The sequence below is a fragment of the Salinibacillus aidingensis genome (genome assembly GCF_055393355.1).
Map to the genome: position 1 here is coordinate 2,116,915 of NZ_AP043759.1, position 24,553 is coordinate 2,141,467.

General features: G+C 39.9%; 25 protein-coding genes. 3 read left to right on the top strand and 22 right to left on the bottom strand.

The genetic code is table 11. The annotated features are described in order from the left end of the window. Nucleotides 1-2 precede the first annotated feature (2 nt). The 6 genes from yqfC to rpsU form a co-directional block, all read right to left on the bottom strand. The gene (yqfC, locus tag ACZ5OK_RS11440; RefSeq protein WP_343837082.1) at nt 3-287 is read right to left on the bottom strand and encodes a sporulation protein YqfC; all 285 of its coding nucleotides are present in this window, start codon (nt 285-287) and stop codon (nt 3-5) included. Between the two features lie 85 nt (nt 288-372). Then, nucleotides 373-828, bottom strand: coding sequence for a hypothetical protein (locus ACZ5OK_RS11445; protein WP_343837084.1), 456 nt, complete (start codon nt 826-828; stop codon nt 373-375). A 21-nt stretch (nt 829-849) separates the two neighbouring features. Then, nucleotides 850-1,854 carry a flotillin-like protein FloA gene (floA, locus tag ACZ5OK_RS11450; RefSeq protein WP_343837086.1) on the bottom strand — a complete coding sequence of 335 codons (1,005 nt, stop codon included), beginning with the start codon at nt 1,852-1,854 and terminating at the stop codon, nt 850-852. Between the two features lie 19 nt (nt 1,855-1,873). Then, nucleotides 1,874-3,202 carry an NfeD family protein gene (locus tag ACZ5OK_RS11455; RefSeq protein ID WP_425542172.1) on the bottom strand — a complete coding sequence of 443 codons (1,329 nt, stop codon included), beginning with the start codon at nt 3,200-3,202 and terminating at the stop codon, nt 1,874-1,876. 278 nt (nt 3,203-3,480) lie between these two features. Then, nucleotides 3,481-3,927: a GatB/YqeY domain-containing protein gene (locus ACZ5OK_RS11460; protein WP_343837088.1), complete on the bottom strand. Its 447-nt coding sequence runs from the start codon at nt 3,925-3,927 to the stop codon at nt 3,481-3,483. A gap of 15 nt (nt 3,928-3,942) precedes the next feature. Then, entirely contained in the window at nt 3,943-4,116 is a 174-nt protein-coding gene (gene rpsU, locus ACZ5OK_RS11465) for a 30S ribosomal protein S21 (RefSeq protein WP_343837090.1), read from the bottom strand. Between the two features lie 194 nt (nt 4,117-4,310). Here rpsU and ACZ5OK_RS11470 point away from each other — a divergent pair, with 194 nt between their 5' ends. Both ACZ5OK_RS11470 and ACZ5OK_RS11475 read left to right on the top strand, forming a co-directional pair. Beyond that, complete coding sequence (locus ACZ5OK_RS11470; RefSeq protein ID WP_343837093.1) at nt 4,311-5,237, top strand: Na/Pi symporter; 927 nt, start codon at nt 4,311-4,313, stop codon at nt 5,235-5,237. A 58-nt stretch (nt 5,238-5,295) separates the two neighbouring features. After that, nucleotides 5,296-5,451, top strand: coding sequence for a hypothetical protein (locus tag ACZ5OK_RS11475; RefSeq protein ID WP_343837095.1), 156 nt, complete (start codon nt 5,296-5,298; stop codon nt 5,449-5,451). 242 nt (nt 5,452-5,693) lie between these two features. Here the strand turns inward: ACZ5OK_RS11475 and deoC are convergent, their stop codons facing one another. The 8 genes from deoC to ACZ5OK_RS11515 all read right to left on the bottom strand — a co-directional run bounded on the left by deoC (nt 5,694) and on the right by ACZ5OK_RS11515 (nt 13,597). Then, nucleotides 5,694-6,365, bottom strand: a complete 672-nt coding sequence (deoC, locus tag ACZ5OK_RS11480; protein WP_343837097.1) for a deoxyribose-phosphate aldolase — start codon at nt 6,363-6,365, stop codon at nt 5,694-5,696. Between the two features lie 101 nt (nt 6,366-6,466). Beyond that, nucleotides 6,467-7,096: a YpjP family protein gene (locus ACZ5OK_RS11485; RefSeq protein WP_343837099.1), complete on the bottom strand. Its 630-nt coding sequence runs from the start codon at nt 7,094-7,096 to the stop codon at nt 6,467-6,469. A 130-nt stretch (nt 7,097-7,226) separates the two neighbouring features. Then, complete coding sequence (locus ACZ5OK_RS11490; protein WP_343837102.1) at nt 7,227-7,961, bottom strand: ABC transporter permease; 735 nt, start codon at nt 7,959-7,961, stop codon at nt 7,227-7,229. 1 nt (nt 7,962) lies between these two features. Next, nucleotides 7,963-8,673 (bottom strand): ABC transporter permease, encoded by a 711-nt coding sequence (locus tag ACZ5OK_RS11495; protein ID WP_343837105.1) that lies wholly within the window; start codon nt 8,671-8,673, stop codon nt 7,963-7,965. After that, complete coding sequence (locus tag ACZ5OK_RS11500) at nt 8,673-9,581, bottom strand: ABC transporter ATP-binding protein (protein WP_343837108.1); 909 nt, start codon at nt 9,579-9,581, stop codon at nt 8,673-8,675. Before ACZ5OK_RS11500 ends, ACZ5OK_RS11495 begins: the two co-directional genes overlap by 1 nt. A 120-nt stretch (nt 9,582-9,701) precedes the next feature. Beyond that, nucleotides 9,702-11,060 carry a HAMP domain-containing sensor histidine kinase gene (locus ACZ5OK_RS11505; protein WP_343837110.1) on the bottom strand — a complete coding sequence of 453 codons (1,359 nt, stop codon included), beginning with the start codon at nt 11,058-11,060 and terminating at the stop codon, nt 9,702-9,704. After that, nucleotides 11,057-11,725: a response regulator transcription factor gene (locus ACZ5OK_RS11510; RefSeq protein ID WP_343837112.1), complete on the bottom strand. Its 669-nt coding sequence runs from the start codon at nt 11,723-11,725 to the stop codon at nt 11,057-11,059. The genes ACZ5OK_RS11505 and ACZ5OK_RS11510 overlap by 4 nt, the downstream gene beginning before the upstream one ends. Before the next feature lie 99 nt (nt 11,726-11,824). Continuing rightward, the gene (locus ACZ5OK_RS11515) at nt 11,825-13,597 is read right to left on the bottom strand and encodes an ABC transporter substrate-binding protein (RefSeq protein ID WP_343837115.1); all 1,773 of its coding nucleotides are present in this window, start codon (nt 13,595-13,597) and stop codon (nt 11,825-11,827) included. Nucleotides 13,598-13,767: 170 nt separating this feature from the next. Here ACZ5OK_RS11515 and ACZ5OK_RS11520 point away from each other — a divergent pair, with 170 nt between their 5' ends. Next, on the top strand, nt 13,768-14,973 hold the full coding sequence (locus ACZ5OK_RS11520) for an MFS transporter (RefSeq protein ID WP_464758186.1): 1,206 nt from the start codon (nt 13,768-13,770) through the stop codon (nt 14,971-14,973). Between the two features lie 53 nt (nt 14,974-15,026). Here ACZ5OK_RS11520 and mtaB read toward each other — a convergent pair whose 3' ends face one another. The 8 genes from mtaB to hemW all read right to left on the bottom strand — a co-directional run bounded on the left by mtaB (nt 15,027) and on the right by hemW (nt 24,482). Then, nucleotides 15,027-16,385 (bottom strand): tRNA (N(6)-L-threonylcarbamoyladenosine(37)-C(2))-methylthiotransferase MtaB, encoded by a 1,359-nt coding sequence (mtaB, locus tag ACZ5OK_RS11525; RefSeq protein ID WP_343837748.1) that lies wholly within the window; start codon nt 16,383-16,385, stop codon nt 15,027-15,029. A 5-nt stretch (nt 16,386-16,390) separates the two neighbouring features. Continuing rightward, a complete protein-coding gene (locus ACZ5OK_RS11530) occupies nt 16,391-17,143 on the bottom strand; it encodes a 16S rRNA (uracil(1498)-N(3))-methyltransferase (RefSeq protein WP_343837119.1) in 753 nt (250 codons plus the stop codon). 16 nt (nt 17,144-17,159) lie between these two features. Next, nucleotides 17,160-18,104, bottom strand: coding sequence for a 50S ribosomal protein L11 methyltransferase (prmA, locus tag ACZ5OK_RS11535; RefSeq protein ID WP_343837121.1), 945 nt, complete (start codon nt 18,102-18,104; stop codon nt 17,160-17,162). Between the two features lie 55 nt (nt 18,105-18,159). After that, on the bottom strand, nt 18,160-19,293 hold the full coding sequence (dnaJ, locus tag ACZ5OK_RS11540) for a molecular chaperone DnaJ (protein ID WP_343837123.1): 1,134 nt from the start codon (nt 19,291-19,293) through the stop codon (nt 18,160-18,162). Between the two features lie 187 nt (nt 19,294-19,480). Continuing rightward, nucleotides 19,481-21,319 carry a molecular chaperone DnaK gene (gene dnaK / locus ACZ5OK_RS11545; protein WP_343837125.1) on the bottom strand — a complete coding sequence of 613 codons (1,839 nt, stop codon included), beginning with the start codon at nt 21,317-21,319 and terminating at the stop codon, nt 19,481-19,483. A 39-nt stretch (nt 21,320-21,358) separates the two neighbouring features. After that, complete coding sequence (gene grpE, locus ACZ5OK_RS11550; RefSeq protein ID WP_343837128.1) at nt 21,359-21,973, bottom strand: nucleotide exchange factor GrpE; 615 nt, start codon at nt 21,971-21,973, stop codon at nt 21,359-21,361. Between the two features lie 195 nt (nt 21,974-22,168). Next, complete coding sequence (hrcA, locus tag ACZ5OK_RS11555) at nt 22,169-23,200, bottom strand: heat-inducible transcriptional repressor HrcA (RefSeq protein ID WP_343837131.1); 1,032 nt, start codon at nt 23,198-23,200, stop codon at nt 22,169-22,171. Between the two features lie 133 nt (nt 23,201-23,333). Beyond that, complete coding sequence (hemW, locus tag ACZ5OK_RS11560) at nt 23,334-24,482, bottom strand: radical SAM family heme chaperone HemW (RefSeq protein ID WP_343837133.1); 1,149 nt, start codon at nt 24,480-24,482, stop codon at nt 23,334-23,336. Nucleotides 24,483-24,553: the final 71 nt, after the last annotated feature.

Consider the following 24,553-nt stretch of genomic DNA (forward strand, 5'->3'; position numbering starts at 1 on the left):
AATCAGCTATCCTCCAGATACTGAACTTCCCTAATTTTACCTTCAACGATAATTTCCTCCTGAAGCATTGTCTTCAGCACAAAATTATCTCCTATCACTCGTACATAGCCTTGCTTCATTCTCAAAAGGATTTCATTTTCAGAAAATGTTACGAGGCCATGATGATTTTCAATATAAGCATGGATTTGGCCTATCGTTGTGATTCTTGGTAAGTCCAGCAAAACATCCTCCGGGAGATTAAAATAGTTAACGACCCATTGTTTTAATTGACCTCGCCACTTTTTCATCTAAACAGCCCCCTCCCTGAATATATATGTATGAAAAAAGCACGGAATGTATCACTACATTCCGTGCTTTAAGTAAAGGAAACTGTTATTTTCGATATTGATTAGGCCGGTATGGCTTATGCGCCCGGGGCGAACCCAGAACCTCACTCATAATGATACTTTCAGCCAGCCTTTTCTGATTCAATTGCTCTTTCATGGAAATCGGACTTTTTATTGGGAGAGATTTTTTCCCCTTTCCCGGTGAACGTGGCCGGGTCTGAGGTCTATTGACAGGATTTCCTTTCGTAATATCATCATCCATAAAAACAGGACGACCTTCACTGGGATCAGGATGTTGATTCTGTTCACGAATATCCTCTGCCCGTGGAGATTGTTCTTCCCTGATTTCCTTCTCTGGTGAGGGATGACTGCTAACTGTCGGCTCAGGTCCGGATGGAGTCGGAGAAGGTTTTGCCACCGGCTTTGATTTCTGTTCATCCCGTCCTGTAAGAAAGCTAATGACACCAAAGATAATGGCACCAATAATCGCGATTAAATCCATAATATCCCCCCTAACCGATGATTACTCCTTCTTATTCTTTCCAGGGTCCTCATCTTCCTGTTCGCTTAATTTTCCGATCATATCACGCATATCTGTATCAGCCATAATATTCTTCAGGTTCTGGTAATCCATCACACCAATATTTCCTGAACGCAGAGCTTCTGCCATCGCCTGTGGAACTTCTGCTTCAGCTTCCACAACTTTCGCCTGCATTTCCTGTACGCGGGCAACCATTTCCTGCTCTTGTGCAACAGCCATAGCACGGCGTTCCTCAGCTTTCGCCTGTGCAATGTTCTTATCAGCTTCTGCCTGATCCGTTTGTAAGGAAGCACCGATGTTTTTCCCGATGTCAATATCTGCAATATCAATCGACAGAATTTCAAATGCAGTACCGGCATCCAGTCCCTTGGTTAAAACGGTCTGAGAGATGGAATCCGGATTTTCCAATACTTCTGTATGTTTATCTGAACTACCAATGGTGGAAACAATACCTTCACCTACACGGGCGATTACCGTATCTTCTCCGGCACCACCAACCAGGCGATCGATATTAGCTCTGACTGTAATTCTTGCTTTTGCTTTTACTTCAATTCCATCCATTGCAATACCGGCAATAAATGGCGTTTCGATAACCTTAGGATTTACACTCATTTGAACCGCATCAAGTACGTCACGACCGGCTAAATCAATAGCGGCACAACGCTCAAAGCTTAATTCAATATTAGCTCTTTGGGCCGCGATGAGTGCGTTGACAACACGGTCCACATTACCACCAGCTAAATAGTGACTTTCCAGCTGGTTTGTATTCACATCTACGCCCGCTTTATGCGCTTTAATTAACGGATTAATTACCATTCTTGGTACAACGCGACGTAACCGCATACCAACCAGTGAAAAGATGTTAATCCTCACACCTGCTGCTATCGCACTAATCCAGAGCGTAACTGGAATAAATGTAAATAATACGATAATAGCAATAATTACAATACCTACACCTAGTATCGGCATTAAAGTTGCCATATCCATAAATAGTTCCTCCTTGTATCTATTCATTTTCTCTTACGACAATTCGTGAGCCTTCTACTTTCACAATTTTAACATTTTTATCCTTTTCAATATACCCCCCCTCCGAAACAACATCTAACCTTTCATCCTCAAAAACGGCTGTGCCCGATGGCCGAAGCGGGGTCAAAGCTTTCCCTATAAGACCGATTAGTTCAAGCCGGTTTTCAGTGGATACATATCCCTGCTCTTTCGTTGTAGCATCACTTAAAATGATGTTTCTGAATATTCCTTTCTCAAGGCCTACCCGCTTAAACAAAATGACGGACACAATCATGGAGACAAGCAAAGCAATGGCTATACTCATTCCCATATGACCCGGATCTGCACCGGACATAAATAACGCGGCTATGATGGCCACTGTTCCGGCGATCCCTAAAACGCCTCCCGGAACAAACAGCTCCAGTACGATACAAATCAGACCTGCCACCAGTAAGATGATGGCTTCCATACCTGCTAAACCTGCGATCATATGACCATAAAAGAACAGAATAAGGGATAGAAGCCCAATGGATCCCGGGATACCAAAGCCCGGGGAATATAATTCAACAATTAGTCCTAAGCTGGCCAGCGAAAGGAGGATGGGTACAACAACAGGATTTGTGATAAACCGGGCTACATTTTCCGCAAACGTCGGTTCAATCGTTTCCACTTTTGCTTTTTCCAAATTTAACTGACTCAGAAGCTCCGTACGATCTTCTGCAATTCCTTCCGCATACTCAACCTCTACGGCTTCATCCGCCCTTAACGTTAAAAATTCTCCTTCAGGTGCACGATACTCTGGTAAATCAATGGAAGCATCAGCCATGGCTCTTGCATAGAGAGGGTTTCGGTTATTATGTTCAGCAGCAGCTGTTATATCAGCTATCCAGGCTGATTGTGCCTTTTTATCAGCAGCCGTACCATCCGAGTTAATCACTCCGGATGCACCCATTGTAGCTGTAGGCTTCATATAAATTTGCCCAGCATTCAAAGCAATATAAGAACCCGCTGATAAGGCTTCATTTAATACATAAGCTGTATTCGGGATTTCGAGGTTTAATAAAAGATCAGCTATCTCACCTGCTGCATCAACAGCACCGCCTGGTGTATTAATTTCAAAAATAATATGGTCGGCTCCATTTTCCTTTGCCTCTGTTATACTTCTTTCCAGAAATGCTGCCAGGCCCCGCTCAACTTCATTTTCTACCGGTACCACGTATACCAGATCCCCTTGTCCGGTTTCTTCTGCAAATGATGCTTGCAAGGGAACCAGAAGAAGGATGAGTCCTATGAAAAAGAGTAAGCCCTTTCTTCTTTTAAAATTGGCCAACTCTTGCCCTCCTTTCTTTGCCTTATAAAAGATTTACGATTGACTTAAAAATTGGTTTCAAAAAAGATACAGGAAATTCTTTAGATCATCGAAAACTTGCTTTTCTGCTCGAATGATAACGAACGTATATGTATTGTTCCTCCATAAACTGAAGCTGTAACAACAATATCAGAATCCATTTCAGCTTCATACTCAGCCTATAAAAAAAGGTTGCCATAGGCAACCTTTTTTATCCGACCTCATTTTTCTGAGACAGAAATTTTTATATACTTTCTGATTTAAGATAAATATTTCATAACGAGTTGATTCACTTTTGAGCCGTCAGCTTTTCCTTTCACTTTCGGCATCAAAGCTCCCATTACTTTTCCCATGTCGGATTTTGATTCTGCTCCGACAGTCTTTATTGTATCTTTCACTAACTCAGTCAATTCTTCATCAGATAACTGTTCAGGCATGTATTTTTGTAAAACACTCAGCTCATCATTTATCTTTTCAACTAAGTCTTCACGGCCGGCGTTCTTGAATTCCTGGAGGGAATCATTTCTTTGCTTTAACTCGCGCGATAAAACAGACATTTCTTCTTCTTCTGTCAATTGGTCTTTTCCCAATTTTATCGCTTCATTCTGAATGGAAGCTTTTACCATGCGGATAACACTTAAAGCTTGTTTATCCTTGCTTTTCATTGCTTCTTTCATATCATTATTAAGACGATCAAGCAAAGTCACTTATTTACACCCTCTTTATTTTTTACGCTTCCTGGCAGCCTCTGATTTCTTTTTTCTTCTTACACTTGGCTTCTCGTAGAATTCACGCTTGCGGTACTCTGATAAAGTTCCGCTTTTAGAAACCGAGCGTTTAAAGCGACGAAGTGCATCTTCAAGAGACTCATTTTTACGTACGCGAGTATTTGACATGCTTTTTTCCCTCCCTCCAACTACACAAACAGATCATGATATGTACCAGGGTGATACACATCTCCTTGTATTATATTAGAATATAGGATTATGGTCAACTTTATCTTTCCTAAATTCATGATTTTACTCCGTATAAAATAAAAATCGGGCATGAAAGTTCAACTTGTCCATAAAATGTATTGAGGTGAACAGATGTGGAAAGTATCGTGACCATGTTTATTGTCTATATATGGATCTTTTTATTTGGACTATTTATCTTAAAAACAGGTATCCAGCAAATTTCCTACCATAAAATGAAAATGTGGATTAAAAAATATACCTCAAATCCAATAAAAGGATTTTTGATTGGTGTAGTAATAACAGCTATTTTACAAAGCAGTTCCACAACCATTGTTATTATTGTCAGTCTTACATCACTAGGGCTGCTGTATTTTCCAAATGCGATCGCCATTATACTTGGGGCCAACGTTGGCACAACCCTCACAGCCGAGCTTCTGTCTTTTTCAAACTTCTGGCTCATGTGGATTCTATTAATCAGTGGTTTTATTCTTTTATGCATTCATAAACAACGAATCTTTTCCATCGGATGCATGTTATTTGGATTAGGAACAATATTCACTGCCTTATATGGATTTGAAAGTTTAGCAGAGCCCATCCGTCAGACTCCTTACATGGAAGAGGGCTTGTACGACATTAGCAGAGAGACAACCTATAGTATTCTGTTCGGCATGGTTGTAACCGGAATTACTCAGTCATCAAGTGCATTTACCGGTATGATCATGAGTTTTATGAATCAGGAGTTATTGTCACTGCCAAGTGCTATTGCCATGGTACTGGGAGCAAATATTGGGACATGCTTTACTGCGCTGCTTGCAGCGATTGGAAGTAAAATGGAAGGGAAATGGACAGCCTATGCTCATTTATGGGTCAATATTCTGGGCGTTCTATTTTTCATCCCGTTTATAAATTGGTTAGGCGATTTCGTCAGCCACCTGTCGGCAATACCAGGAAGACAACTGGCGCATGCCTCGGTTATTTTTAATCTTATTATAAGCAGTTTCTTCCTGCTGTTCATTAAGCCATTGTCTGCCTTTATTAAAATGACAAGCAGAAAAGCTTAATGTTGAAGCAGATTTTTAGAGTGGGAGTCTTGTTTTGTTAACATAAAAGACGAATTTTGTGTTTAATCCGTCTGTTTGGCGGATTTATCCGTCTGTTTTTGGCCGGAATCAATCAAATGAAGGATTTTATCAACTGGCGGAGTTCGGGGGAGGAGAGTATCTGTCTGCGGGAGCGATGAATCTGTCGTTTTTTATCGGATATCAGGCTGTTTGATCCATATATCCATCAGTAATCATATTCTATCGGTCAAATTGCAAATGTTATCCACCAAGTCAGGATATATCCGTCAAAAGCTTCCGTTTATCAATTAAATTCCTTATTCAATCCCTCGAAATTACTAAGCCATCCGTCTAATCTACCAATCCATCCGCCGTAGCCTCAATGATACGTGGAGTAGGAGAAAAGCCATTAAAAAAAGCCCCTGTCTACTATACAAGGGCTTTTCTCCAACAATGTTAATAAGCTTCGGTTCCTTCTTCACCTGACACAATAGCTACACCTGCACTTGCACCGATACGGGTGGCGCCTGCTTCAATCATATCATTTGTGGCTTTCCCATCACGGACACCACCTGAAGCTTTTACTCCCATATCCGGGCCAACGGTTTTCCGCATTAATGCTACATCTTCAACCGTTGCTCCTCCGCCTGAAAAGCCGGTGGATGTTTTAACAAAGTCAGCACCAGCTTGTTTGGCAATCTCACAGGCCAGCACTTTTTCATCGTTGGTTAATAGGGATGTTTCAATAATTACTTTAACAAGCGCTTTTCCTTTCGCCTCGTTTACAACCGCTTCGATATCCTTTTTAACAGTCTCACGATCACCATCTTTAAGGGCTCCTACATTGATGACCATATCAACTTCTTCAGCCCCATTTTCAATGGCATTTTTTGATTCAAAAGTCTTTACTGCTGTGGTTGTTGCCCCTAAAGGGAACCCAATAACTGTACATACTTTAACTGGTGTATCCTTTAATTTTTCATAGCAATAAGATACCCAATATGGATTCACACAAACAGAAGCAAATTCATAGGTGGCAGCTTCTTCACAAATCTGATCAATTTTCTCCTGCTGTGTTTCCGGCTTCAATTGTGTGTGATCAATTTTTTTTGCTAATTCCTTGTTCATATCTTTCACCTGCTTAAATAAAATTTTATCTGCCTCTTATGATAACATTCCCTGTATATGAATGCTATTTAACACTTTAACGAAAAAAATGGATGCCTGTTTTAAGACATCCATCTTGGAGGAGTATTCTTATCATAATAGATTTCACCGATGTTATGATGCTTTTCAAATTGGTCCTCTTTTAAATGATAGTGAAAATTAAACCAATATCCTTCATGAGGGCGATTTTCCCTTCTCACATCAAACCGGGCAATCTCAGTGTTTGTCCGAACATCATATAAAACAAATATCTTCTCACCATAGCCACTCACAGCTTCCTCGGAAACTCCATAATAACGAATATCCTGTTCATTTATGTTTTTTAATAGAGTATGAATAGCCCTCTCTATGTTTGGGAGAATTTCCGTAATAAACTCATCCTCAACCTGATCCATAATTTTCGGCCCAAGCTTGGCTTTCGTTTGTTCCTTGGCAATTTCAGTAAGTGCTGATTGCGTTGTATGGTGATCATCTGCTTGGGGAACAGGGATCTTGCTTAAATCGAAGTAGTCATTGATTTCATGGGTGATCGTATCGTTTTCTGTCTGAGTATCATTATTTGATTTCGTCTTTGAGGAATCAACCTCTTCACTCTCCGCTGCATCGGCTTCCAGCAAGGCGGGCGGAGTGTACATTCCTAACGTTAATATCGTTATCGCAATTAATAGAAATTTCTTTATCTCGGGTTTCATAGTAAATTTCCCCTTTATCAGATCCTTCTTTTATTTTACCATGATTGAGATAAATGTCTATGAAGCAATCGTAACATGTTCATTACAATTTCTTTTCATAGAATAAAAATACTGGCATAAGTAAGATTTTTTATACAACTTTTCTCTGAAAGTAAATCAGGCCTCCAACGAAAAACAGTAAGAAGCTTCCCCCTACTATAGTGAGAACCTGTTCCCACGGGACAAAAAATACAGCATCTGTTCCCCCGCCGGCATACATCATCAGAAATGGCTGTCCCCATGGATAGACAGGCCCAAATGTTTTTGAATTCACCGCTAAAATCGCCGGTAAAGTAAAAATAACATTCACGGTAAAAGGAGCTGCAAAGCTTTTCCACATCATGGACATCCAGAGCTGCAAAGCAACTAATGGAAAAGTAGCAACCCAACCGCCCAATATACTTTTCCATACAATCGTCATTGGAAATGGATCCGTAATTCCCTTAATTGTTCCAACCAAATAAAGAGAACCCAGAAATAACAATTGAATAAAAAATACAAGACTCATGATCAGTAAAAATTTAGCAATATAGACACGGCCTCTTGTTACAGGCAATGATAACAGCTGCTTCCATCCACCTTCCTGATGTTCGTATCTGCAAATAAATCCGGCAAGTACACCCGTAACTAATGGAAGAAACAGCAATGCATACGTCAGTGTCATCGCCATTAAACTGGCATACCATCCGTTTATTTCCCCCATTCCATCAGCCAGACCTGACGACAATCCAGCAAACAATCCAACTAAGGGAGCTGCCAATATAATAAAACCTATTTTGGATTTTCTGAGCTTATACCATTCAGACCGGAGAATCGAATAGAGCATATTACTTCACATCCCTTCTGGCAAAATCCATCATTCCTGCCATATAAAGCAGAAATCCAACGCTTATTCCAAGCCAGACATTTATCATCGGATCATTCCAATGGTTATTTAAAGAAGGCCATTTCCAGATCACCCAGTCCGGGAGCACATAGGCAGAATAAGCTAAAATCGTTCCTAAAACACCTGCAGTAATCGGCAGTCCCTGATTGGTACTGACCGTTGCAATCCAAAGATGCAGGGCAAGAACGGGTAATGCTGCAAAAAAAGGCAAGAAGCTGGACTTTAATATTTCCACCCATGGAACCTGATCACCCAAGTCCAGAAACAGCCCATAAGCCAATGTAAATACAGCTAGCAGAAACGTTGATAGAAACAATAGTGTGGCCAGCACTGTGAATTTTGATAAATAAACACTCATTTTTGAAACAGGTAAAGCAAGCAGTTGTTTCCATGCATTGGTTTCATTTTCGACACTGGCCGTAAAAGACGTTAGAATCGCAATCCCTAACACAAGTGCCAGCGGGGTAAACACGCTAACATTGCCCATATAGTAGAGCCAATCATTCTCACTCTGCTTTAATAAATAATCCTTGCGCAACCCATAGTTCACCATCTGTAAGGCTACAACACCAAAGGGGCCTAAAAAGGTTAAAAACCAGAATCCTTTTCTTCTTATCTTCATGAAATCAACCATCAACAGCTTACCGATCATTAGGCATCCTCCTTTGACGTCATCTGAAGGAAAATATCCTCTAATGATCGTTTTTCCTCTTCCACACGATAAAGCGAATAACCTTCCTGTACGAGGGAATGAACCACACGGGCAACTTGTTTATCAGTATGGTCATCCAGATAGATGATACCGTCCTGGAAATCAGCCTTTTCTCCTTTGGCCGCTAAAAATTGATAGGCATGATGACTATCATTTACTTTCAGGCTAATCCTCTGTTGAGCATGCTCCCTCATCGCTTCGATCGTATCCTGAAAGATCATTTTTCCTTTAGAGATAATTCCTGCAGAAGTTGCAATCTGATCAATTTCTGACAGCAAATGACTGGATATAAGAACGGTCATTCCATACTCAGCTGGTAATCGTTTAATTAAATCCCTCATTTCAATAATTCCGGATGGATCAAGCCCATTAGTAGGTTCATCTAAAATTAACAGCTTCGGGTGGTTCAATAGAGCAGCTGCAATTCCAAGTCTCTGCTTCATCCCGAGTGAATAACCTTTCACTTTTTTATGAGCAACATCTTTTAATTTAACAATCTCCAAAACTTCATTCATTCGATATTTCGGAACGCCTACAATTTTCCGAAGAGCCTCTAAATTTTCATAACCTGTTAAATGGGGATAATAAGAAGGGCTTTCTACCAGCGAACCTATTCCTTTTAGAATATTTATTTTCTCCTTGTTTAAGTCCTGACCAAAAATCTTCACAGATCCTGATGAAGGTTTCATTAGTCCCAACAGCATCCGTATCGTGGTTGTTTTTCCTGCTCCATTTGGTCCTAAAAAGCCGTAAATTTCCCCCTTTGGTATTTTCATTTCCAAATTCTCTACGGCGGTTTCACTGCTAAACCGTTTCGTTAACCCTTTTGTCTCCAAAATATAATCCATTAACCTCACCTCACATCTATCATAAATAACAAAGGTTAAAATCCGGTATCACCAAAGGTTAAAATTCGTTTAAAAAAGCCGATTGAATTCTCTGTTCAACCGGCTTTGCTATCATTGCTATCATGACAGCTTTTTAGGGCGTTTTATTTTAATTACGGTACCCCGATGACCTGATTCCACTTCCCATTCAAGATCCATTTTCCTGACCATTAAGTCTACAATCGTTAACCCAATCCCTGCTCCTTTTCCATTTGAATGAACCGACATTCCGTTTCCTTGATCGGCTATGATGATGGCTTCATAATCTTTCCCGGCTTCGGTTCTGACCGACAGAAACTTACCGCTTTTGGCGTGCCTTAAAACATTCTGGAGTAAATTGTCGATGATTCGATCCAGCCATAATGGATCCACATTCCACTCGGTTTCATTAAATGGTTTCAGTTCTACATCAATTTCAAAACCTTCTTTTTCGAAAATAGAGTACCAGGATGCCATAGAAGTTCGCAAATGACGAATGATATCAATGCTTTCAGGTTTATAATTCATTTTCCTCGCTGTCAGTAGCGTGTAAGACATAAGATTTTCAATTAACCGGTCAAGCTTTTCCATGGCTTCCTCCATAACCTGTACCGCCTGTACTCCATTCGCTGATAATGTTTCCTTGGAAATTGAATATAGATGAGCCCTCATTTTCGTTAATGGGGTTCTTAAGTCATGGGATAAATTCGCAATCAATTCCCTTCGAAGCTGCTCTTCCTCCTGTTCCCGCTGTTTACTCTCCCTTAATTCACTCACCATTTGATTAAAGGTTGATTCCAGCTGACCGATTTCATCATTCTTTTTTACATCAATCGAAACAGGAAGCCGGTCTGTGTCCCTAATCTCCATGGCTTCCTGCAAGGCAACTAACCGCTTTCTTATACCTCTGAAAAATAGTAGAGAGATCATTATAAAGAATAGAATAATCGTTAAAGCAATGATGGAAAATGTCCGGCCTCCTAATTGGCTGAATTGGTTCGTATCCTGAGATAAAGCTGACCGGGGCAGTTCAAAAACAATAAACCCATGATTCTGGTTATTCCCTGCAAAAGCAATGACTGTAAAGGGATCCTCATCATACCGTTCCTTGATAAATTGCGCTGTAAATGCAGGTGTCCATTCATCCGGCAACTCTGCTGTTACGTCGAGTTGAGCAGACAAATTACCATGGTTATCCACCCAGAACATGGATGATTGAGGATACTGCTGTTTCCATTGTTTAAAATGGTCCAGAATTGTTCCCTTTGTCATCCGTTCTATATCACTTGCTTCATTATGCCACTGTTCCTCGATTGACGCTGCCTGCCTTTCCGTTTCCTCTTGATTACTGGTAAAAATGAACAGGAAGGCAGGTACAAAAAAGCCAATCTGTATAATAAATAAAGCGGTAAGGATGATTAATATATACTTTGCCAGTAAGGATTTAAAGAATTTTTTCATTGTTTTACCCTGTACCCAATGCCACGAATGGTTTCAATAATTTGAGGCTTGGCCGGGTCCTTCTCAAGCTTTTCTCTTAAATACCGTATATGTACCATTAATGTTTTATCCCCTTCTAAGAACTCCTCGCCCCATACCGCTTCATACAATTGCTCTTTTGTTAAAATCTGATTTAAGTGACGGAGAAAATACTGAAAGAGCTGGTATTGCTTACCTGTTAATAAAATTTCTTCATCCGAATCCCGATTTATAATTTGTAAATCCTTTGTATGAATCGTTAGGTGGTGAAGATGGATATGCTCATCACTTTTGTTAAAGCGCCTTAACAGCACTTTAATTCGTGCCGCTAGTTCATCCGGATGAAAGGGTTTGGTTATATAATCATCTGCAAAGCTGAGTCCTTCCACTTTATCCTCAATGGCTGTACGTGCGGAAAGCATTAAGACGGGCAAATCCCTGCTCGTATTTTTTATCCGCTTACCAATGGAGAAGCCATCTAATCCAGGGAGCATTACATCCAGAATGACTAAATCGGCATTGATCATATAGAAATCAATCTCTTCCCCTGATTTGAGCCACTTCACTTCATACCCTTTTTCCATTAAATTCCGGGTGACCCATCTACCTATCTCAACTTCATCTTCTATGTACAAAATATGAATCATTTTATCCTACCCCTGTGCTATTTTTCTTTACTTCATTAAGCAATATCTGTTAACATCGCGATTCATTTGGATGTTTTATAATTCTAAAGGATGTGGAATCTAGGAATTTAGGTACCAAAGATTTGTATAATCAACCCATCCTAACGCATTTATGTGTATGCCTTTTAGATTCCTGGGATATATAGCAAATTGTTGTAAGCGATATAATTGATTCAGTCCGTTTTGTTTGTGAACTCGATCTTCTAAATCCTTTAAAGAGTTTAAAAGATCATATTCTCTCCTTGATTGCAGCAATAAATCTATTTCTTTTAGAAAGCAATCAGGCAGGTGTTTCCTTAATAAACTTTGATTCCCTTTGAAAGTTGATAGATAAGTATAGAGCAGGCTTTCATCAGTAAGCTGTTCTTCTAATAACATATCTGCATGTTCAACTAAATGCTGCTTGTGTAATTCTTCATAAGGTAAAAAGTGAAGGGATACTTTAATCCCTAATTGCTGCAGTTCTTTTTGAATCCATTTTACATCACTTTCATTCCCGGCACCATTATAAGTGAAGAGATTTAATTGCTCTCCATTGTAACTGCTTCTTTTAAGGCAAATCTTTGCAATCGAAAAGTCACGGTCTATAGACCTTTCGTCTTCAAATTGGGATACCATTCGGGAAGCTGGAATAAATCGATTTCCCTTTAAATCACGAATCAACTTTTCAGGTAAGAGAGAATGAAAGATTGCTTTTCGAAGTAGTGGATCATAAGCAAGTATTCCCCGATTCATATTTAAAATCAACTGTTTGCTACCCCGATCAATGACTTTATATTGTTCGAAATACTCTAACTTCTTTTGTTTATATGGATAATGATAAAAGTTCAATTCATTCTCATTTGTAAAAGGGCTCGTATCTTTATTTTCATAAAGCCATGGAAAAAAATAGATTGATACTTCATCTAATAACGGTCGAATATCATAATAATTTTTGAATGCTTGCAATATAAGCTTTTCTTTATTATTTTCTCTTACTTGGAATGGGCCTGTACCAATAGGAATACGTTTAAAGTTCCTTATTTTTTCATTTGGAACAACACTTCCTCCTAAGGAAGCTACTAAATGCAGGAAATATGGAACAGAGGATTCGAGTTCAAATTTTACTGTATACCTGTTAAGAGGAAGTACATTATGTATAAAATCGGTCATCCATTGATAGCCTGAAAAATTATTTCGATGTCTTTCAATACTGTAACAAACATCATCAGCTGTCATTTCTTTACCGTGGTGAAAATAAACATTTTTTCTTAAATAAAAAATCCACGTAGTATAGTTATGATCATGCCGCCAATGGTGTGCCAACTGAGGAAGATGTTGATTCTTTTCCTCATCATAGGTTACTAGTTGATTAAAAATATGCCTCATAAAATGGTTTTCCGTACGACGGTTTATTAAAGCCGGATCCAGTACTGGTAACGTTCGATAAGAGGGGAACTGCAATCGGTCGATTTCACCCTCTTTATAATCGTTACTCTCATCTAAAAAGGAGTAAAAAATCCAATCTATAAATTCTTGTTGTATTTTTGGGTAGTAACTAAACTTACGTATGTAAGTTATGGATTCATCAATTGACTTTAAAGCAATCTCTTTCGCTTTATTCATAACTAAATCATCCAGATTCGCTAATAATCGAATTTTAGAATAATGCCCTCTCCCCTGGCCTGGTTTCCACATAATCCACCCCGCCCCTTCAAGGTTTCGAACAATAACTTTAGCATTGCGAAGTGTGCATGATAATACATTAGCCAGAGTATTCATGGTAATGGGGATATCTTTATTCATTTCTTTTAAATGGTAAGTTAAAACTTCATAATGTTCCAACAAATTCATAAACGTAAAATCCTCCATTTAAAAAAAGGTGAAATAGAATTAAAATAATTATACACTTTTTTTCCTCTTTTAAAAACGTAGAATAACACATAGGAGGATGATGTTATGAATTTTGTACAATTACCCGTAAAAGTCCATAAGAAACAGCAAATGAACTTCATGAGCGACAAATGATGGTTTCCCAAAAGAGTAGAGTTGTCGGTATTGCATTAATAACAGCCATTGGAGTAATGGGCGACTCCATGTTATTTGTTGTTCTCCCTATCTACTGGGAAGAGTTTGGCTTAACCGCTCTCTGGCAAATCGGAATTCTTTTATCTATTAACCGATTTATCCGGTTACCTATCAACCCTTTAGTTGGCCTATTTTATCAACATTATCAGATCAGGACAGGTATGTTCTTCGCTGTAATATTAGCTGTACTTACTACTATGTCTTACGGACTATTACATCAATTTTGGCTACTGGTCATCATGCGTGCTCTGTGGGGAGTGGCCTGGTCCCTTCTTCGCTTAGGTGGATATCTGACCGTCATTGATGTGGCCAATCATCAAAATAGAGGAAATTATGTTGGTTTGTATAATGGATTGTGGGGCCTTGGTGGCTTAGTAGGTATGCTCGCAGGCGGACTCCTTGTTGATCAAACATCAGTTGTTTTTGTTACATCATTGTTTGCTCTTGTTGGATTATTGGTGTTACCAGCGATTTCATTTTTAGTACCAGGGATAAAACACACAAAAAACGAGGAAGAAAAAGAAAAAGATTACGAAAGAGCAAATTGGTTTACGCCTTATATTGGAATGGTCTTACTAACAGGAATGAGCATGGGTTTTATCGTATTCGGACTGTTCGCTTCCACATTAAGTCCTCTTATTGAGCGAGTTTATACAGATGAATGGACGATCTTACAAATCACCCTTGGGGCAGCTACGCTTGCAGGTATGATTCAAGCTATACGCTGGGGATGGGATCCGTTTATAGCTCCATTAGTTGGAAAAATACTGGATTCAGCCAAGTCTATGGTCAGCATTTTGTTTATTCCCTTATTTGGTGGTGGAATACTGCTCATCTTTTTGGGAAATATCGAATCTATCATTATACTAATTGTTGGTCTATTGGTTTTTCAACTCATATCCACGATGTTTGTTACAACAACAGATACCTTGGCTACAAGTGCCGCTGCACGAACTGATCGGGTAAAAATGATTACAGCCCACACCGTTGTGGTTGATGTAGGTGCCGCTTTAGGACCATTTGTTTCCTATTTAATACTTGAATTATACTCATTAACAGCGATTTACTATATTTCAGGAAGTTTGTTGATTTTATTAGGGGGATCCTGGTTCATCTTTAATAGACGACGGCTAAGTGAGTAGTTCTTTCTAAATCACAAAAAAGAGGTTAACTATAAAGTTAACCTCCACAATTTTTAAGAAGATAAAGAAACCTCATCATCAACTGGTGCATCATCCATTACCCTGACAAACTGTCCTTCATTATATGGATAGCCTGATTTGGTAATCTTCACTCTGACAAGTTTTCCAATCATGTCCTCTGTTGCTTCCACTTTTACTTTCAGATAATTATCTGTATATCCAACATAGATATTGCTGTCGGGATCTTCTTTGGAGTGTTCTTCCGGAATAACCTCCAGTACTTCCCCTTCATATTTGGATGCGTATTCTTTAGCTAATTGATTGGAAAGCTCAATTAAGCGATGAACACGGTCATGCTTTGTTTCATCATCTACCTGATCCTTCATACGCGCTGCAGGTGTACCTGTACGCTTTGAATATGGAAATACGTGCAACTCTGAATAACCGATTTCTTTAACAAAGTTATAGGTATCCATAAATTCTTCTTCTGTTTCCCCCGGGAATCCTACAATGACGTCAGAAGTAATCGCAAGCCCCGGAAGAGCTTTTTTGATTTTGTCAATTCTCTGCTTATAAAAATCGGTTGTATATTTTCTGCGCATTCTCTTTAAGACTGTATCTGAACCTGCTTGTAATGGAATATGCAGGTGACGGACAATTTTCCTGGATTTATCCAACACATCAATCACTTCATCGGTAATCTGACTTGCTTCAATGGAAGAAATCCGGATTCGTTTCAGTCCATCCACCTTGCTTTCCAGATCACGTAAGAGCTGGGCGAAGTTATAATCCTTCATATCCTCACCATAGCCTGCTGTATGAATACCCGTTAACACAATCTCTTTATAGCCTGCATCCACCAGCTGCTGCGCCTGTGTTAAAACATCTTCCGGATTACGGGAACGGAGCAGACCACGGGCCCACGGAATAATACAGAACGTACAGAAATTATTGCAGCCCTCCTGAATTTTAAGAGATGCTCGTGTCCGGTCCGTAAATGCGGGTACATCCATCTCTTCAAATTCTCGGGTTTTCATAATTTTTTGTACGCCATTAATCGGCTGACGGGTTTTCTTATATTCCTCTATGTATTCAATCATTTTTTTGCGATCCTGTGTACCTACAATAACGTCCACACCCGGTATTTCCATAATTTCACCGGGAGATGTTTGTGCATAGCAGCCGGTGACACATACTACAGCATCCGGATTTTTACGAACTGCACGACGAATCGTTTGACGACTCTTTTTATCACCTGTATTCGTCACTGTACACGTATTAATGACATATACATCTGATTTTCGATCAAAATCCACTCGTTCGTAGCCGTGTTCCTTGAAAAAATTCCAAATACCTTCCGTTTCATAATGATTTACTTTACAGCCCAGCGTATGAAAAGCTACAGTTGGCACGACCATCACCTCAATTCCTCAAATTGGTACGACATTACAGAAAGAAAATACAATGGAGCTGTTTCCGTTCTTAAAATTCTCGGTCCAAAGCGTGTAAAATAAAAATTCTCTTTCATAAGCTGTTCCAATTCCTGCTGTGAGAATCCTCCTTCAGGGCCTACCACGATGAGAACATGCTCATCAGGTTGAATGGTACTGATAATATTCCCCAAAAGAGTCGGTGATTCCTTTTTTGCTTCTACTTCACTGGCAACAATCAGGTGATCAAATTGATCCGCAGCCAGCAAAAGTTCTTTAAAACTTTTCATATGGTGAATCGATGGAATAGAAGTCCGGTGTGATTGCTCACCCGCTTCCTTTGCTATTTTTTCCAGGCGTCTGATTTTTTTATCAGCTTTCTTCTGATCCCATTTTACAATGGAACGATCACCTTTAAAAGGGATAAAAGCATGTGCCCCCAACTCTGTTCCTTTTTGAACAATTAAATCGAGTTTATCCCCTTTAGGCAGAGCCTGGGCGATCGTAACTTTAACAGGCATCTCTTTATGCTCATTCAGCCAGTCCAAAATTCGTGCAGAAACCTCTTCTGGTGAAACGTCTTCAATTTGACATAAAGCTGCTCTTCCCTTTGGATGATTACATATAATCTGGTCTTCTGCTGTCATCCGCATGACATTGGATATATGGTGTGCATCATCATCTCTTAAAACGACTTTGCTGTCTGTCCATCCAGACTCTGGAACAAAATATCGCTGCACAGTACCGTACCTACTTTCATTCAGAAGGTTTTTTTGCTACAAATGAAATCCAATCCTCCATTTGATTGGTTTCAATAATTTCAAAACCAATCGACTCTAAATTGTTTCTAACCTCTTCTTTTTTGCCTTGTATAATACCTGATGTGATAAAGACACCACCTGGCTTCAGAAGATTAAAGGCTTCCTCGGTAAATTGAACAATGATTTCAGCTAAAATATTGGAAACAATAACATCTGCCTGCACATCTACACCTTTTAGCAGATCGTTCTGCTTCGCTTCGATTTGTTCATGTACTTTATTCAGCTTGGCATTAATGGTTGTGCTTTTTACTGCTATATCGTCTAAATCATAGGCGTAAACCTGTTCAGCACCGAAGAGTACCGATGAAATACTTAGAACACCGGAGCCGGAACCCACGTCCAGAACCGTGTCATCCTTTTGAACGTATTGTTCAAGCGCCTGCAGGCTGAGGACCGTTGTTGGGTGAGTTCCGGTACCAAAAGCCATTCCCGGGTCAAGTTCAATAATAATTTCATCACTTTCCACCGGCTCATAGTCCTCCCAGGTAGGAATAATCGTTACTTTTTCTGAAATTTTTACAGGCTTGTAGTATTTTTTCCAGGCGGTTGCCCATTCCTCTTCATGAATTTCACTGATGGTTACTTTATTTGCACCAATGTCAATGTCAAACTGAATCAAATTATTAATGGCCTGTTTAATTTGATCCACGGTCTCACCCAGGAAACTGTTGACAGGCAAATAGGCTTTTACGTAAACACCCTCTTCCGGATAATCTTCCGGGTCAAGTTCAAACACTTCACCATACATCGAGTCATGATCCTTCACTAAATCATACGCATCTTCAATGACCACACCACTAGCCCCGATCTCATGTAAAATATTCGAGATGGGCTCGATTGCCTCATTTGTCGTATGGATGCAGATTTCAGACCATTTCACAGGTAATCAACTCACTTTATTTTAATTTTACTAACTATACCCTTTTCCACCGGTATTATGCCTCACCTTTGAAAGCCCGTTTCATACGTTGAAAAATATTGTCCTGCTGCTCATCAGTTGCTTCATTGCCGCTGATTTCATTAAATTCACGAAGCAATTCTTTCTGACGGTCACTAAGGTTTTTCGGTGTGATCACGCGAACTTTAATATGCTGATCACCTTGACCACGTCCATGGACATTCGGTGCTCCTTTGCCTCTCAGCCTGAAAAAGGTGCCTGTTTGCGTACCAGCTGGAACCTTTAATTTCACTTTCCCATGGACAGTTGGTACCTCAAGCTCGTCGCCTAAGGCTGCTTGTGTAAATGTCAGAGGAAGCTCACAGCGAATATCATCGCCATCACGCTCAAAGAACTCATGAGGCTGTACTCTTGCTACGACAAACAGATCACCCGCAGGTCCACCATTCACACCAGGTTCTCCGTGACCCGCTACACGAATTTGCTGACCATTATCGATACCAGCTGGAATGGAAATGTGAATCTTTTTGTGGGTTTTCACTTTACCAGATCCACCGCAAGTATTACATTTGTCTTTAATAATTTTTCCAGTTCCCTGACAATAATGACAAACACGACGGTTAACCACGCGACCAAACGGAGTATTCTGCTCCTGATTTAGTTGGCCTGAACCGCCACAGTGAGAACATGTTTCCGGATGACTTCCAGCCTTTGCTCCTGTTCCGTTACACGTATCACAGTTTTCCTCTTTTGGTATTTGGATATCAGTTTCTTTTCCAAATATAGCTTCTTCAAATGTTAAATCCATGGTGTACTGAAGATCTGCACCCTGTCTTGGTGCATTTGGATCACGACGTCTGCCACCGCCGAAGAACATATCAAAAATATCACCAAATCCGCCAAAGTCTTCGGCACCAAAGCCACCGAATCCACCCTGACCGGCACCACCATTGGCACCTGCATGACCGAATTGGTCATACTGAGCCCGTTTCTGCTCGTTACTTAATACTTCATATGCTTCTTTTACTTCTTTAAATTTGTCCGCTGCATCTTCTTCTTTACTTACATCCGGGTGGTATTTTCTTGCAAGCTTCCGGTATGCTTTCTTAATTTCGTCTTTTGAAGCATCCTGGGATACTCCAAGTACTTCATAATAGTCTCGTTTACTCACTTGCCAATCACTCTCCCGACTCTTCTCACATAAAGTTTATCATAACATTACTGGTTAATGATGTGCAATCTAACAGCGATTTACAGTTACTGAACTTAACGTGTAAAAAAGCCAAAGCCAAGATATCCCCTGACTTTGACTTTTTCAATAAATAGATCAGTTAAATGGAAGCTTTATCATTTTCAGCTTACTTATTTTGATTATCGTCGTTTACTTCTTCATAGTCTGCATCTACTACATCATCGTTTGAACCTTCTGCAGCACCCTGCTCTGCTCCCTGAGCCTGATCAGCTTGCTGTTGAGCCTGCTCGTAAAGTTTTACAGAAAGAGCTTGAACCTGTTCTTCCAATGCTTCCTTCTTCGCTTTAATCTCTTCCATATCTTCGCCTTCAAGTGCTTTCTTCAATGCTTCTTTTGCATCTTCAGCCTTTTGCTTTTCTTCGTCTGTTACTTGTTCACCTAAATCCTTGATGGTTTTATCTGTTGTAAAGACGAGCTGATCAGCTTCATTACGAAGATCAATTTCTTCACGACGCTTTTTATCTTCCTCGGCATTTTCTTCCGCTTCTTTAACCATACGCTCTACTTCATCATCGGAAAGACCGGAAGAAGATTTAATGGTAATAGACTGTTCTTTATTTGTACCCTTATCCTTCGCACGAACATTTACAATACCGTTCGCATCAATGTCAAAGGTTACTTCAATTTGTGGTACACCACGTGGTGCTGGTGGAATATCGGTTAATTGGAAACGGCCAAGAGTTTTATTGTCTTGTGCCATTTCTCTTTCGCCCTGCAGTACGTGAATATCAACAGCAGTCTGATTGTCAGCGGCAGTTGAGAATACTTGAGATTCACTTGTTGGGATGGTTGTATTCCGTTCAATCAGTTTGGTTGTTACGCCACCCATCGTCTCGATACCAAGAGATAGTGGGGTTACGTCTAATAGTACAACATCATTAACGTCACCTTGCAGCACTCCACCTTGAATAGCTGCACCAAGAGCTACTACTTCGTCCGGGTTTACGCCTTTAGAAGGATCTTTTCCGATTTCCTTACGTAGAACTTCCTGAACAGCTGGAATACGGGTAGATCCACCTACAAGAATAACTTCATCAATATCACTTGAACTTAAGTCTGCATCCTGAAGCGCACGGCGAGTAGGTCCCATGGTACGTTCGACTAAGTCATTGGATAGCTCTTCAAACTTAGCACGGGTTAAATTCATTTCCAGGTGTAATGGGCCTGCATCTCCTGCTGTAATAAATGGCAGGGAAATTTGGGTCTGACTTACACCAGATAACTCTTTCTTCGCTTTTTCCGCGGCATCTTTCAGGCGCTGCTGAGCCATTTTATCTTTGGAAAGGTCAATACCATTTTCTTTCTTAAATTCAGAAACCATGTGATCAATAATCACCTGGTCAAAATCGTCACCACCAAGACGGTTATCACCTGCAGTGGAAACAACTTCAAAGGTACCGTCACCAATATCCAGAATAGATACGTCAAAAGTACCTCCACCAAGGTCATATACTAATACAGTCTGGTCTTTATCCTGATCGATTCCGTAAGCTAAAGCGGCAGCAGTAGGTTCGTTAATAATTCGCTCTACTTCCAGACCGGCAATTTTACCTGCATCTTTAGTTGCCTGACGCTCTGCATCGTTGAAATAGGCAGGTACAGTAATAACCGCTTTTTCTACCGTTTCACCTAAGTAATCTTCAGCATAGGACTTTAGATGCTGAAGGATAATCGCAGAAATCTCCTGAGGCGTATATTCTTTACCTTCAATTTCTACCTTATAGTCTGTTCCCATATGACGTTTAATAGAAATAATCGTATTTTCATTGGTGATGGCCTGACGCTTAGCCACTTCTCCTACTTGACGTTCACCATTTTTAAACGCTACAACAGATGGTGTTGTACGGTTTCCTTCAGGGTTTGGAATTACTTTTGATTCGTCGCCTTCCATAACAGCAACACAAGAGTTTGTTGTACCTAAGTCGATTCCAATAATCTTACTCATAATCCTTCTTCCTCCTTTAATTCTATTTATGTAGACAGGTTACTGGTTTACTTTCACCATTGCCGGACGAATGACACGGTCCTTTAACATATAACCTTTTTGCAAAACTTCCGTAACGGTGTTCGATTCTTTTTCCTCATTTGAGTCCTGCATAACAGCCTGGTGTATATTCGGATCAAAGGTTTTTCCTTCTGCCTCTATTTCTTCAACTCCAGCCTTTTCCATAGTTGAAACGAGCTGGCGATAGATCATATTCATGCCATCAACGAAGTTTTCCATTGATTCCCCATCAACATCCACCTGCAGGGCACGCTCAAAGTTATCTAATATTGGCAGAAGTTCTGTAACCACTTCCTGAGATTTATACTTAAGGTCATTTTCCCGATCTTTTTTTGCACGACGCTTAAAGTTATCAAAATCAGCTTGTACTCTTAATAGTTTATTTTGCATCTCATCTTTCTCTTTCTTTACAGCTTCAAGCTCTTCCTCATGTGCCTGAGAATTGTTATCTTGTGTATCATCCTGCTGTATTTCCACTTCTGCATCTTCAACTGTCACTTCTTCTGCAGTGTTCTCCTGAGTGTCATCTTCAGTTCTGAGTTCTTCCTGTTCATCCATGTTTTCCACTGCTTCTTCTTTGTTTTCCTCGCTCATTACTGTCACCTCTCTTTCCCTCAAACAAAATAACCGTTTTAGAATATATCATGAAACATTAAAGATTTAAAGAACAAAGCATATAGAGATGTAAGTCTTGATTATAAAAATATACTAAGTAATATACCAAGTTAGTTAAACCAAAAAGATGGATGGGGCAAAACTGCCATCCCCATCTATTATCTATTGCCTATTCTAAGAGTTTTGATACCATGCTCTGAAGGTTTTACTCATTTGTCCAGAAAGAACATTTAACAGTGACACCACTTTGGAATAGTCCATACGGGTCGGACCTAATAAAGCAATGGTTCCCATGTGCTCATCACCTAATGTATACGAAGCAGTAATTAAACTGCAATCCTTCATAGCCTCCAGTTCATTCTCATGGCCAATGACAACATTGACTCCCTGATTGTGGGACCTGAGCAAAGGAGCAATTTCTCCTTCTTCATCAATCGCTGAAAATAAATCCCGCACCTTATCGATATCTTTAAACTCCGGCTGATTCATAATATTTGTCCGGCCGCTCACATAAAGCTTGGCGGGCTGCTCACTGAATAGTGCAGCCTGAATATAGTCATAGGTATTCTTAAAATTGTTCGTATGCTTCCTCAGTAATGTCACCACTTCACTCTCAATCTTCTGGTTTAATTTATAAATAGGTACACCCTGTAGCTTCTCATTTAAAATACGAACCGTTTTTTCAATCTCAGATGGATCCAGTTCAACCGGAATTGTAAAGGAGCGATGTTCTACATGTCCAGTATTGGTAACCAGAATCGCAACAGCTGAATGTTTATTTAATGGCAGAATTTGCAGTTGTTTGAGTTCTGTCTCAAATACTTCCGGTCCTAAAATAATCGACGTATAGTTGGTCAGATCAGAAAGAATTTGGGCAGACTTATTTACCACTCGTTCAAATTCCATCAGCTGTTCGCCAAACATCGTATGAATTCGTCTGATGTCCTTATTTGATAACGAGAATGGTGACATTAAGTGATCAACATAAAACCGATACCCTCGTTCAGAAGGTACCCGGCCGGATGAGGAATGGGTTTTCTCCAAAAATCCAAGATCCTCCAAATCAGCCATTTCATTTCGAATGGTTGCGGAACTATACTTTACATCATCTCTTTTGGCGATGGCTCTTGAACCTATCGGCTGAGCACTCTGGATAAAGTCATCAATTATCACTTGTAAGATAAGCAATTGACGTTCTGTAAGCAAGATGATCACCTCTGTTAGCACTCTTTCTTATTGAGTGCTAATTCTAATAATAACTTATCAAACGGATATAGGATTGTCAATAATAAAGCTGATAGCAGGAAACATCATAAAGTGATGTTAATGCGTGATAAAGTTAACTGAAGATGACGTCATCATCAAGCAGAAAGGCTGCGAAGACATCATTTCCGAAAAGCCTGCCCTGAGGTGTAAGTTTTACAGCACCCTCTTCTTCTATTAACCAGCCCTTCTCCTTTAGCTCCGTCATTTCTTTGTGATAAAGGTTGTTCATCCTTGTTCCATATTTTTTATAGAAGTCTGCTTTGGATACACCACTGGCTTTTCGTAATCCCAGAAACATTTCCTCTTCAATTTGTTCTTTTTTCGTTATGACCTCTTCATGTAAAACAGGTTTTTTATTTTCCATTAAAGAATCAATGTAATGGTTAACTGGACGAAGATTAACCAGCCGTTTCCCTTCGATATAGCCATGGGCGCCGGCTCCAAAACCAAAGTAGTATGCATTATCCCAGTATACGAGGTTGTGCTGGCTTTCATAGCCGGGTTTCCCGAAGTTACTGATCTCATAGTGGAAGAGACCGTGACGTTCCATTTTGTTCACTAGACTTTCATACATATCTGCTTCAACCTCTTCAGGCGGTTTGCTTAATTTCCCTTTTTTGTATCGAATATAAAAAATCGTCTTCGGTTCAATTTGGAGAGCATACGCCGAGTAATGCGGCAATTGATAGTCCAATGCCGCTTGTAAAGTACGATCGAAATGCTCCCGGGTCTGATTTGGCAAAGCATAAATAAAGTCCATGCTAATATTTGTCAAACCATTCGATTGCAGCGCATGTACGGTCTGATCAACGTCTTTTACCTGATGATTTCGGTTTAGCATTTTCAAGAAATCATCATCTAATACTTGAACACCCAGGGAAATGCGATTCACACCATAATGTGAAAGCATTTTTGCTTTTTCCAGGGAGAATTCACCCGGGTTTGCTTCAAGCGTAAATTCACTGCTGCTCACATCAAAGTATTTGTTAACGATTTGCAGGAGCCTTTCAAATTGAGCATTGGATAGACTTGTCGGGGTCCCTCCTCCAATATAAATGGTTTTGACTTTTCGTTTGTTTTCCCCTATATAAAGTTCAATCTCTTTTTGCAGGGCATCCAGATATTGGCTGGCCAGAGATTCATTATAGTAAATTTTTGTGAAATCACAATAATGACAAATCTCATGACAAAAAGGGATGTGAATATAAACTGATTGGACCACTGGCCTCTCACCCTTCGTTATAATTTATTCTAATAGGAAAACCGCAAGAATATATCCTGCGGCAGCTCCTT